Below are 12,254 nucleotides of genomic sequence, written 5' to 3'. Positions count from 1 at the left end.
CGAACAACGTGAGCATGTAATCCACAAGTGGTTCTTATGAAGTGGTTCCCACCAAATTAGAACCTCAATATGCATGCCAACACCGTGAGCATGTAATCCATAAGCAGTTCATAGTGCAGCAATCTTGTCTGAAACAACGCTCCGATTTCAAGCGTATCATTGCTTCAACGGCCAACTCCTCGAAAATTTAGTGGCTTTTCCACAAAAGTTTTTACTGTATTTTTCCAGAGCTGAACGAGCCGTCTCATCACTATTCCCCTACAATTTCTCTCAATTTATCCATAGCTTTCTCTCTATCCTTATTTCCATAAATATAAGATCCAGCAACAAAAACATCAGCACCTGCTGCAACGCATAGTGGTGCAGTTTTATCATCTACACCGCCGTCAACTTCAATCTCAATGTTTAATCCTTTTTCTTCAATGATTTTCTTCACTGCCGTAATTTTTGGTAGCACTTCTTTAATAAAACTTTGTCCGCCAAATCCTGGGTTAACTGTCATAAACAAAATTAAGTCCACTTCTTCCAATACATGCTGAATCATCTCAATCGGTGTTGCCGGGTTCAAAACAACACCCGCTTTCACGTCAAATGAACGAATTAACTGTAATGTACGATGGAGATGTCGACATGCCTCTACGTGTACCGTGATGTAGTCGGCACCTGCTTTTGCGAATTCTGGAATATAGAGATCTGGGTTTTCAATCATCAAATGTACATCTAGTGGTAATTTCGTAACCGGTCGGATAGCCTTGACAACACTGGGGCCGAATGTAATGTTAGGCACGAAATGGCCATCCATCACATCTACGTGAATGTAGTCGGCACCATATCCTTCCACTTCTTTAATATCTGCTGCTAAGTTGGCAAAATCCGCGCTAAGTATCGATGGAGCTATTTTTCCCATGTTAATACCTCTCTTTTTTGTTTTTTACTTCCGTTAAAATTTGAATATAGTGTTCATATCGAAATGCTGCTATTTCACCATTCGCAACTGCAGTTTTCACAGCGCATTTCGGTTCTTTCTCATGTATGCAACCTCGAAACTTACATTCGCCGCGACGGCGATCTATTTCTGGAAAACAAAATTGGAGATTCTCAGTCGTTAATTCGTCCATTTCAATCGAGCTAAAACCTGGCGTATCAGCAATAAATCCAGCACCAATTGTCATCAACTCCACGTGGCGGGTCGTATGTTTCCCGCGCCCCAATACAAAAGAGATGACGCCTGTTTCAATGTCTAAATCAGGATTAAGCGTATTTAGCAATGTTGATTTTCCAACCCCCGATTGACCTGCAATCACGGCAATTTTACCAGCAATAACGTCAAGAACAGCTTTTTTATCAATTTCCGTATTCGTTAGTAAAACTTGATAGCCTGCCTCTTCATAAATCGCCTGATAGTCAGCAATTTCTGCCTTTCGTGCCTCATCTGCTAAATCCATTTTACTAATACAAATAACAGGCGTAACATCTTCTAATTCAATGGCAACTAAAAATCGATCGGCTAAATTGGCCGAGAAATCAGGCTCTACCGCAGAAAAAACTAGTAGCGCTAAATCAACATTCGCAATCGGTGGGCGTACTAAAGCATTTTTCCGAGGTAGCAAGTCCAGTACATAGCCTTCTTTCACATTATCAGCCTGAAAAACGACATGATCGCCAACAAGTGGTGTCAAACCACGCTTTCTAAAATTACCGCGTGCACGACATTGATAGGTTTCGCCTTCACAATAAACGTAATAAAAACCGCTTAAAGCCTTCATAATTTGTCCTTCCAGAAAAGTCACCTTCATTTCTTATGAATTTGGATAATCAATCGTTTCTTCCAAAATGACGGTATTATCGCGAACGACTTTATACCCGCCTTGTGTGCCTTCTTCAATCTCAAAAGTAAGTGTTTCCGCGGTATCTTTTGTGATATCCATTTCTTTATAGGCCTTCGTCATACTGTTGTTTTTGTCTTGAATGTATATTTGGATATGCTGTGGTACAGGCGGTGTTGCCGTAGGATCTTCCGGCTCATACTGAATATTAATCGTCCGTCTGACCGTTTTCACTTCTTTTTCTTTCGGGCCTTTACTCATCACAACCGTCACTTTGTCACCTTTATTTAGTGAGGCACCTGCTTCTGGTTTTTGTGAAATGACTTGGCCAGCGCCAACTGTATCGGAATATTCTTCGCTACTAACGGAAATTTCAATACCATTAGAACTCGCGTAGTCATCTAAACCGACTTGGTTAAATCCAGATAGGTCTTTTAATGTCACGGGTTGCGCGCCTTTACTTACGACAAAAGAAATTTCAGTATCAGCTGCAACCACTTCCGTTCCTGATGATGGATCTTGTGAAATGATCACACCAGAATCAACGGAATCGCTATATTCTTCTGTGTAGCTTACTTTTTTATATCCTTGCTGTTCTAAAACTTGTTTCACCGTGTCATATGTTTTGCCTGTATAGTCTTCTACTGTGATTTTTTTCGCACCAATACTCATATATAAATTAACAGTGGCACCCTTTTCTTCGCTCGTTCCAATTTCAGGATCAGTCTCAATGATTTTCCCTTCGTCCACCTTATCACTGTTCTTCTCAAAGGTTTCCCCGACAACGAATCCTGCATCTTGGAGTTTTTGTACGGCGGTTTCTCTCGTGTCATTCGCCACATTAGGAATTTTGACAGTGGCTGGTGGTCGGCCCATAAGCCAAAGGGCAACGATAATAATCGCGAACAGAGCAATGATTCCTGCAATAATCCAGATTTTCTTTTTATTGCTTTTCTTCTGTGGTTCTGCGGGCGCTTCCTCTTTTTCAGCAGCACTGACCATTGTATTATCTAGATTCTGCATCGCATTTTTTGTCGCGATAATCGGTATCGTTTTTGTTTCACCATCATCCACCGGAAATACATATTTGGCTTCATTACGTCGTTCGGGGTCTAATGCCGTTTTTAAGTCTGCTTTCATTTCCTCCGCGGTTTGATACCGTAAAAAAGGATCTTTAGCTGTCGCGCGAATCACGATATTTTCTAGACTTTGTGGGACTTCCGGATTTTGCTCACGAATCGATGGTATATTTGCTTGCAAATGCTTGATTGCAATCGAAACAGGTGATTCGCCATCATGCGGAACTTTCCCAACGAGTAATTCGTAAAGGACAATTCCAAGTGAGTAAATATCTGATTTTTGTGTCGCCATGCCGCCACGTGCTTGTTCCGGTGATAAATAATGCACGGAGCCAAGCAATGAATTCGTTTGTGTAATTGATGTTTCGGAAAGCGCCATCGCAATGCCGAAATCTGTAATTTTAACAGCGCCATCATGGTCAATTAATATATTTTGTGGCTTTAAATCACGATGGACGATATGTGCACTGTGGGCTACCGCAACGGCTGAAACGATTTGAAGCATGATATCCACAGCTTTTTCGAATGGAATTGGGTTATTTTCATGAATGTATTGTTTTAAATCCATCCCCTCTACGTATTCCATTACGATGTAGTGAAGATCGTTCTCCTCGCCTACATCGTAAATGCTAACAATGTTTGGATGCACCAAGCTTGTCGCTGACTGTGCTTCTCGCTGAAAACGGCGTATCAAATTGCTTTCATCTGCTAAATCGATTCGTAGCACTTTGACAGCTACTTTGCGATCCAGAATCATGTCATGTGCAAGAAAAACATTGGCCATTCCGCCGCCACCGATTGCGCTGACAACTTTGTAACGGTCATTAATTCGCTTGCCGATCATCATGATACATCCCTACCTTTCTCCCTTAAATTCCGTTCTAAAAGCAACACCGTGATGTTATCTTCCCCACCATTGGCATTTGCTTTTGTTATAAAAATATCCGCTTTTTCTGCGAGCGTTCTTTTACTTGTTAATACTGCTTCTATTTCTTGTTCAGTCAACATATTTGATAAGCCATCAGAGCAAAGCAGTAGCTGATCTTTTGGCTGGAATGGCAAAATAAAAACATCTGTCTCGACATTTCCTTCTATTCCCAGCGCGCGTAGTAAAATATTTTTGCGTGGATGATTCTCTGCGTCTTCTTTCGTAATTTCCCCTTTACGAAGCAGTTCATTAACGAGCGAATGGTCTTCGGTAAGCTGTTCTAGCACACCGTTTTTCAGTAGATAGCCACGACTATCCCCAACGTTCGCTACAATGATTTGACTGTTTGAAAAAATCGCTGCAACAAGCGTTGTACCCATCCCTTTTAGCGTTGGGTCTTGTTTTGCATGCGCCAATATTTGCTCGTTCACCGCTTGAATTGCCTCGCGGAACCACGAATCAATCTCTGTTGCGGACTTCAAATCGGTCACATTTTTCCAACTATCACTAAGAAGTCTGACAGCCATTTCACTCGCGACATCACCAGCTCGGTGACCGCCCATTCCATCTGCGACAATAACGAGCGGGATGCCCAGTTGATTCTCAAAAATACCACCGTTATCCTCATTATGATTTCTGATTCTTCCACGATCTGTTCTAAATTCTGCATGCATACTTGCTTACACCTCACATTGCTGGGAAAACGTTCGAGATTTCTCAAACGCAACAAATGCAAAAATTCGTCTTCCCATTGCTTATTTGTTCGTTATTTTTCGGAATGCGGCGATGAAGAAACCGTCACTTCCGATGTCTGTTGGTACTAATTCCAGATAGTCTTCCTGTACAAACGGAAGCATCTTTTCAGGCACATGTACTTGTTCTAGCTGAAATTCCGGATGGTTCAAAAGGAAGTTCGCCACAACACCACGGTTTTCCACCTGATCAATCGTACAGGTGCTATATATTAATATACCATTTTCTTTTAGTAATGCGCCAACCTCAGCTAAAATTGCTTGCTGAATCCGTGCTAAATTGTCGATATCTGACTCCGTCTTGCTGTATTTAATGTCTGGCTTTCGGCGTAAAACACCAAATCCTGAACAAGGAGCATCTACTAAAATACGGTCAAAACTCTCTGGTGCAAACAGTTCACTTGCTTTTCTGGCATCTAGAACTTCTGTTGTAATATTTGTCAAGTCAAGGCGCTTGGCTGCTTTATTTACTAATTTTGTTTTATGCGGGTGGATATCAAGCGCGATAATTTCACCGGTGTTATGCATTTTTTCAGCAATATGTGTTGTTTTTCCACCTGGTGCCGAACACGCGTCAAGCACGCGCAAACCGTCTTCTAGTTGCAGGGCATGTGCAACAAGCATCGAACTCTCATCTTGAATCGTGCAACGACCATTATGATAAGCTTGCGTATCAGCAATAGATCCCCGTTCCATCATGAGCGCTTCTGGAATGTAGGCGTTTTGCTCTGTTTCAATACCTTGTGTGGAAAGTTCCTCTTGTAGTTCAGCGACAGTCACTTTATTCTCATTCACACGAATACTTTGCGACGGCGACTCTAAAAAGGATAAACCAATTTCACGCGTTTTTTCAGTACCAAACTGTTCAATCCAGCGTTTTACGAGCCATGTTGGCAAGCTGGTCTCCACTGCAATTTTCGTTGTTTCATCACTGATATCCTCGATTTTTGGAACGCCATTACGAATTATGTTCCGCAAAACGCCATTCACAAATTTTGTCACGCCATCGTGTCCCCGTTCACGCGCAATTTCGCCCGCTTCATGTAAAATCGCATGTTCAGGAATTTTATCGAGGAATTCCAATTGATATACCGATAAGCGCAATAAATTCAGAACCCAATTTTCCGGCGTTTTGCGCAAAAAAGGCTCTAAATAAAAATCTAGCGTAATGCGGCGTTGTGTTGTTCCATAGACGAGTTCCGTCAAAAGCGCGCGGTCCATTTGGTTTAAATTACTATTTTTAAGCGCATCATTAATTAGTAGATGGCTGAATGACTGATTATTTTCGATTTTTTCAATCAAGCCCAACGCAATTTCGCGGACTGTTTCTGGTTTTTTCATATGTCACCAAACCTTGTTTCTAAGTTTAGATGTTGCCCGGCTCCCGCCATATAATTAGCAACAGCCATTTTTTGCTTTCCTGCTGGTTGCACGATTTCAGGCACGATAATCGTTTTATCACCCGTTGCAATCGCAAAATCATGTTTTGTCGTGCGCACAACTTGGCCGGCTGGTTCTTGTTGCTCGGTTTCTTCGATATGTGCCTGCCAAATTTTAAAAGGATTTCCGGCAAGTGTTGTATAGGCGACTGGCCACGGCGAAAGCCCGCGAATCTGGTTGAAAATTGCGCGACCATCATGCGTCCAATCAATTTTTTCCTGTTCTCGCTTAATATTCGGCGCAAACGTGACCAAGCTGGCATCTTGTGGTTCCGGCGTCAACTTTCCAGCCAACAGGTCCGGCAACGTATCCATTAAAAGCGAAGCACCGACCGCGCTTAGCTTCTCAAACATCGTTCCCACGTTATCCCCATCCGTAATTGGAATACTTCGACGCGCTAACATGTCGCCAGCATCTAGTTGCTCGACCATATACATGATTGTCACGCCCGTCTCCGTTTTGCCATCCAAAATCGCATAATGCACCGGGGCACCACCACGATACTCCGGCAAAAGAGAGGCATGCACATTTATACAACCATGTTTCGGCGCGTCTAGTAGCACATTCGGCAAAATCTGCCCATATGCCGCGGTTACAATCAAATCCGCACCAAGTCCGATTAATTCATCCAATTCCGAAGAACTTCGCAACTTCTCTGGTTGGTAAACCGGAATTCCCCGTGCAATTGCAGCCTCCTTCACTGGCGGCGGCGTCAAAACACGCTTACGTCCTACCGCGCGATCCGGTTGCGTAACGACCGCAATCACCTCATATTCATTCGCCACTTGCTCTAAAACAGGTACTGAAAAAGCTGGCGTACCCATAAAAATTATTTTTGTCATCCTCATTCTCCTTTACATCATCACAAACGGTTGCACATCCATTGTTATCGTCAACCCTTTAACCTGTTCTTTTTGGTAATGTAACAAAATATTTTTTAGTTCCGCCTTTAATTCTGGCTCGACTTTGTATTTAATAATGCATTGATAGCGATACTTATTTTTAATTCGCGCAATCGAACTCGGCACTGGACCTAAAATAATCGCATCCGGCCCCAACTTCCCTTGCAAAAATTGCGTAATCTCTTGAATCGTTCGTACCGCTTTCATCTCGTCCTCGTCGCTCACATTAATCAGCGTCAAATAATAAAACGGCGGATACGAGCCAATTTTACGAACCCGCATCTCATGGTTATAAAAGCCAATATAGTCATGCATCTTGGCAAACTGAATACTGTAATGCTCCGGGTTGTAACTCTGCACAATTACCTCACCCGTCAACTGATGCCGACCTGCACGACCACTCACTTGTGTCAACAATTGGAACGTTTTCTCTGATGCCCGAAAGTCAGGCAAATTTAGCATCGTATCCGCATTCAACACCCCAACGAGCGTAATATCTGGAAAATCTAGGCCTTTTGCAATCATCTGTGTCCCGAGCAACACGTCTGCTTCCTTATCCCGAAACTGATTTAGCAACTTCTCATGAGAACCTTTTTTCGTTGTCGTATCCACATCCATTCGAATGACACGCGCTTCTGGAATCAATTTCGCCAAGCTCTCTTGCACCTTTTGCGTCCCTGTCCCAAAATACCGAATCTGCTCGCTTTCACAACTTGGACAATGGTGCGGTACGCCTTCTTGATAGCCACAATAATGGCATTTCATCTGATTATGCGCCTGATGGAAGGTTAGCGAAATACTACAATTCGGACATTCCACAACATAGCCACAATCCCGGCACATCACAAATGACGAATACCCGCGCCGATTAAGAAGCAACACAACCTGTTCTTTTTTCGCTAGCCGATCCTTAATTTTTTCCAACAACACTTGCGAAAATTCCGTCCGATTCTCATTGCGCAATTCCTCACTCATGTCGACCACTTCGACTTCCGGAAGCGCCGTATCATTCACACGCGTAGGCAATTCCAGCAACGTATACCGCTTTTTCCCAGCCCGCGCAAACGACTCCAAAGAAGGCGTCGCACTACCGAGCACAACCGGACAACCATACCGCCTCGCCCGCTCAATCGCCACATCCCGCGCATGATACCGCGGATTATCCTCCTGCTTATAACTCGTTTCATGTTCCTCATCAATAATAATAATACCGAGATTCAAAAATGGTGCGAAAACCGCAGAACGTGCTCCGACAACAACCTTAGCCTTCCCCTGCTCAATTTTGCGCCATTCATCATACTTCTCACCGGCTGAAAGGGCACTATGAAGCACCGCAACAAGCCTGCCAAACCGGCGTTTAAAACGTTCAACCATCTGCGGTGTCAATGAAATTTCTGGAACGAGCACAATCGCCTCTTTTCCAGCCGCAAGCACCGCCTCAATTGACTGCAAATAGATTTCTGTTTTTCCGCTTCCTGTTACGCCGTGTAGCAAGAATGTTTCCTGCTTTTCCACCTTGGCTGAGGCCACAATCGCATCCCGCGCTGCCTGCTGATCTGGCAAAAGCGACAGCGGTGTACTGGCCTTAAAGTCGTGGTGTTCATACGGATCTCGCGACACATGCTGCTCCACTATTTCAATCAAGCCAAGCGCCGCAACCTTCTGAATCGTCGCATCGGTCGTCTGTACTTTCTCCCGCAGCGCCTTCACCGAAATATATTCCTCATCAAACACTTGAAAAAACTGCAAAATCTTCATTTGCGCCTTGGCACCTTTAGAAAGTCCCGAAATTGCGTCCTCAAGTTGTTGAACAGACGCAACTGGTTTGACTACGCGCATCGTTTTTTTCGTCACCTTATTTTTCACCTGATAGACCAATTCGACAGTTCCCTCTTTCATCCACTTTTGAAGCGTTGGCAGGGCTCCTAGCTGTTCTGCCCGTTTCCAATCCATCGTTTCATAGCCTTCAAAAAGACGCGCTGCCTCATCATTCTCCGCATCCAACAGCCAAAAATATTTTTCATATTTTGCGCGTAAAGCCGCCGGTAACATCGCCTGGTAAGCCGAAATCCGGTAAGCAAGCGTCTCCTGCGCCATCCAATCACCTAGTTCCAAAAGTTCCTCGTTCAAAACCGGCGCCAAATCCATCATTTCTCGAATCTCTTTTAATTTAGCGAAGTCACTCGTGTCCGATGTTCCAACAACAAACCCCTGCAACGCCCGATTCCCAAAAGGTACTGAAACACGCATGCCAGGTCGCACAATTCCCTGCCAAGCCTCCGGAACAAGATAATCAAATGGGCGATCAACCTGCATCGCTGGCACATCCACAATCACCTGGGCTACTCTTGCCATCTTACTTTTCCCCCAACAAACGCGCTACCTGTTCGATAATTTCGCGCGCCACCTCTTGTTTAGACAATAACGGAAAAAACTTCTCCGCATCTTCCTGCCCGTAAAAAGTCACTTGATTCGTATCCACGCCAAAGCCAGCACCAATTTGCGCCACATTATTCGCCACAATCAGATCCGCATTTTTCGCATGCAGTTTTTTCAGCGCGTTTTCTTTCACGTTTTGCGTCTCCGCAGCGAAACCAATCACGACCTGCTCTGCCTTCTTATTCTGACCAATTTCCGCCAAAATATCCTTCGTGCGCACCATCTCAATTGCGTAATCGCCCGGTTGCTTCTTAATTTTATGCTCATGAACCACTTTTGGCGTATAATCAGCAACCGCAGCGCTCATCACAAAAACATCCGCCGAATCCTTATGCTTCATGACTTCTTCGTACATCTCCTGCGCCGACTCAATATAAACTGCCTGAACACCGTGTGGCACCGCAAGTTTCGTAGATGATGTCACCAATACAACATCCGCACCATATCTCGCGGCTGCTTCTGCAATCGCAAAGCCCATTTTTCCTGTCGAATGATTCGTAAAATAACGCACCGGGTCCAATTTTTCCATCGTCGCACCAGCTGTCACCACAACTTTCCGACCAGTGAGCAGCGTATTCTTCTCCGCAAAAAAGCTCGTCAAATGCCCAACAATCCGCTCGGGCTCCTCCAAACGGCCACGTCCAACATATCCACAAGCCAAATAACCCTCGCTCGGCTCAATAAAACGAACTCCATCCGCGTACAGCTGATTAATATTCCGCACTACAGCCGGATGCGCAATCATATGAACATTCATCGCCGGCGCCACCCAAATCGGTGCTTCGGTCGCGAGCAGTGTTGTTGTTACCATATCATCCGCAATCCCGTTCGCCATCTTGCCAATCAAATTCGCCGTCGCCGGTGCCACAATCACAAGATCCGCCCAGTCCGCCAAATCAATATGCGCCACCACACGGGAATCCTTTTCATCAAACGTATCCGTATACACATCATTTCGCGATAAAACCTGAAACGAAAGCGTCGGCACAAACTCCTGCGCACTCCTCGTCATCATCACCTTCACATTCGCGCCCGCCTGCGTCAATTTACTCGTAAGCGCCACAGCTTTATAAACAGCGATTCCACCAGAAACCGCGAGTAAGATATTTTTTCCATCTAACATCTAGGTCACCTCTTTCACCTTCCCGTTAATTATACCGTTTTAGCGCGGGAAAAAACAGTGTTGGAGGTTAGAAACAAAAAGAAAAAGCTAGGAATCTCAGATTGTGTTTAGAAAACCTAACTTCTATCAATATTATTTCACTATGTTTGATACTTACTTGACTAAAAAAGCAATATTTAATATCAAAAAAGCATTGTAACTAAAACTATGTAGCCAAAGATTGGATAGTTTGCAATGATTCCACACGCATATGAACTAACTCAATACATTTCGAACAACACAAAAACAAGCAGGACATCACGATCTAGGTAAGACGTACATCCTGCTCTAAACAAATCAAACTATCGCCGATTTATCTGTCATATAATCCAAACTTACTTCCAAAAAAACGTATCATCCGTACTCAACCGATACGATCCATACCCCGCATCCATCGCTTTCCCAATCGACACAATCATCACCGGCACATAACGCTCTGTATCCATCCCGAACGCCTCGGCAACTTCCTTCCGCTCAAACCCACCAATCGGATTCGTATCATAACCATACGCCCGCGCAACCAACATCAACTGCATCGCAACCAAGCTCCCGTCAATCAACGCTACCCGCTCCAATTCCTCACGTGGCGAATTCGCATAATACGGCGTCAACGCAGCCATTTGCTTCTCCTTCACATCCGCTGGCATCAATCCTTGCTCCACCGAACTGTTAAAAATTCTCTCGCCATTCTCAAAACTATCGATATCGCCAAAAATCACAATCATGGCAGACGACGTATCATTTTGTCGCGTATTAAATCGCACAAGTGGACGCAATTTCTCTTTCCCTTCTGGGCTTTCTACCACAACAAAACGCCACGGTTGCATGTTCACTGATGATGGTGCACGCATCGCATCCGTCAAAATTTGCTCCATCTCTTCTCTACTAATTTTCACCGAGTCGTCATATGTACGAATCGAACGGCGGTTTTTGATAATATCCTCAAAATCATTATTTTTATACATGGTATTACTTCCTTTCCAGTGTACTAAGTACTTGAATTATCGGTGGTGCGTTTAACATGCTACCAACGCTCGCTTGAAACGCTTGAAAATGGCTACTTTTATTATGTGCATCAATCGCAGCTATGTCTTCCCACTGCTCAATCATATAAAACTCGGTCGTATTTTCCACGGCACATGTCAGCTTATAACTAATATTGCCCGCTTCTGCTCGTGATGCCTCAATCAACGGCTCCACTTGTTTCAAAAAAACGGCAACCTTGTCTTCTTGGACTTCCAATCTCGCTTGAATAACTAGCATTTGTTCGCCCTTCTCTCCAAAATCGTATTGTTCGATTTTTTTCGAACTATCATACCTTAACACAACATTTTTTGATAGGCAACTAATTCGTAATGTGCTATGATACTTCTATGAAAAATAATAAACAAGATTCCGAACAGTTACTACTCCTATTCCAAGCTCTTAGTGATCCAATCCGCCTAGACATTTTCCGCTGTCTACTCCAAAAAGGCGAACAGCGTGTGACAAGCCATACGTATGCAGTTTCAAAATCCACGATGTCCCACCATATAAAAATTTTAAAAGAAGCCGGTTTGGTCGATGTCCGCAAAGAAGGCACAACGCATATTTATTCACCTAACCAGCAGTGCCTTGACGAATATCCCGCCTTCTTGAGCATTTTCCAAAAATCGAGTAGGAGGAGCCGTTAGGCTCCGACCTCTCACACCACCGTACGTACCGTTCGGTATACGGCGGTTCAATA

11 protein-coding genes are annotated in these 12,254 nt (G+C 44.0%); 1 reads left to right on the top strand and 10 read right to left on the bottom strand.

The genetic code is table 11. The features are described from left to right. Window positions 1-250: 250 nt before the first annotated feature. The 10 genes from rpe to R8925_RS14905 form a co-directional block, all read right to left on the bottom strand. The gene (gene rpe, locus R8925_RS14950) at window positions 251-907 is read right to left on the bottom strand and encodes a ribulose-phosphate 3-epimerase (RefSeq protein WP_430536587.1); all 657 of its coding nucleotides are present in this window, start codon (window positions 905-907) and stop codon (window positions 251-253) included. Window position 908: 1 nt separating this feature from the next. After that, window positions 909-1,796 carry a ribosome small subunit-dependent GTPase A gene (rsgA, locus tag R8925_RS14945; protein ID WP_430536586.1) on the bottom strand — a complete coding sequence of 296 codons (888 nt, stop codon included), beginning with the start codon at window positions 1,794-1,796 and terminating at the stop codon, window positions 909-911. A 3-nt stretch (window positions 1,797-1,799) separates the two neighbouring features. Next, a complete protein-coding gene (gene pknB / locus R8925_RS14940; protein ID WP_430536585.1) occupies window positions 1,800-3,752 on the bottom strand; it encodes a Stk1 family PASTA domain-containing Ser/Thr kinase in 1,953 nt (650 codons plus the stop codon). Continuing rightward, a complete protein-coding gene (locus tag R8925_RS14935; RefSeq protein WP_430536584.1) occupies window positions 3,749-4,507 on the bottom strand; it encodes a Stp1/IreP family PP2C-type Ser/Thr phosphatase in 759 nt (252 codons plus the stop codon). Before R8925_RS14935 ends, pknB begins: the two co-directional genes overlap by 4 nt. 81 nt (window positions 4,508-4,588) lie before the next feature. Continuing rightward, window positions 4,589-5,926, bottom strand: coding sequence for a 16S rRNA (cytosine(967)-C(5))-methyltransferase RsmB (rsmB, locus tag R8925_RS14930; protein WP_430536583.1), 1,338 nt, complete (start codon window positions 5,924-5,926; stop codon window positions 4,589-4,591). Next, window positions 5,923-6,867 carry a methionyl-tRNA formyltransferase gene (fmt, locus tag R8925_RS14925; protein ID WP_430536582.1) on the bottom strand — a complete coding sequence of 315 codons (945 nt, stop codon included), beginning with the start codon at window positions 6,865-6,867 and terminating at the stop codon, window positions 5,923-5,925. Before fmt ends, rsmB begins: the two co-directional genes overlap by 4 nt. Window positions 6,868-6,879: 12 nt before the next feature. Continuing rightward, on the bottom strand, window positions 6,880-9,282 hold the full coding sequence (gene priA, locus R8925_RS14920; RefSeq protein ID WP_430536581.1) for a primosomal protein N': 2,403 nt from the start codon (window positions 9,280-9,282) through the stop codon (window positions 6,880-6,882). Between the two features lies 1 nt (window position 9,283). Continuing rightward, window positions 9,284-10,489 (bottom strand): bifunctional phosphopantothenoylcysteine decarboxylase/phosphopantothenate--cysteine ligase CoaBC, encoded by a 1,206-nt coding sequence (gene coaBC, locus R8925_RS14915; RefSeq protein WP_430536580.1) that lies wholly within the window; start codon window positions 10,487-10,489, stop codon window positions 9,284-9,286. Between the two features lie 374 nt (window positions 10,490-10,863). Continuing rightward, the gene (locus tag R8925_RS14910; RefSeq protein WP_430536579.1) at window positions 10,864-11,493 is read right to left on the bottom strand and encodes a nitroreductase family protein; all 630 of its coding nucleotides are present in this window, start codon (window positions 11,491-11,493) and stop codon (window positions 10,864-10,866) included. Window positions 11,494-11,497: 4 nt separating this feature from the next. Next, on the bottom strand, window positions 11,498-11,791 hold the full coding sequence (locus tag R8925_RS14905; RefSeq protein WP_430536578.1) for a putative quinol monooxygenase: 294 nt from the start codon (window positions 11,789-11,791) through the stop codon (window positions 11,498-11,500). A gap of 110 nt (window positions 11,792-11,901) precedes the next feature. Here R8925_RS14905 and R8925_RS14900 point away from each other — a divergent pair, with 110 nt between their 5' ends. Continuing rightward, the gene (locus R8925_RS14900) at window positions 11,902-12,201 is read left to right on the top strand and encodes an ArsR/SmtB family transcription factor (protein ID WP_430536577.1); all 300 of its coding nucleotides are present in this window, start codon (window positions 11,902-11,904) and stop codon (window positions 12,199-12,201) included. Window positions 12,202-12,254 lie beyond the last annotated feature (53 nt).

This window comes from Listeria rocourtiae subsp. hofi, assembly GCF_963575615.1.
GTDB classification, from domain to species: Bacteria; Bacillota; Bacilli; order Lactobacillales; family Listeriaceae; genus Listeria_A; species Listeria_A hofi.
Note: the sequence above shows the minus strand (reverse complement) of the source record. Positions and strands in the feature narration are given on the sequence as shown.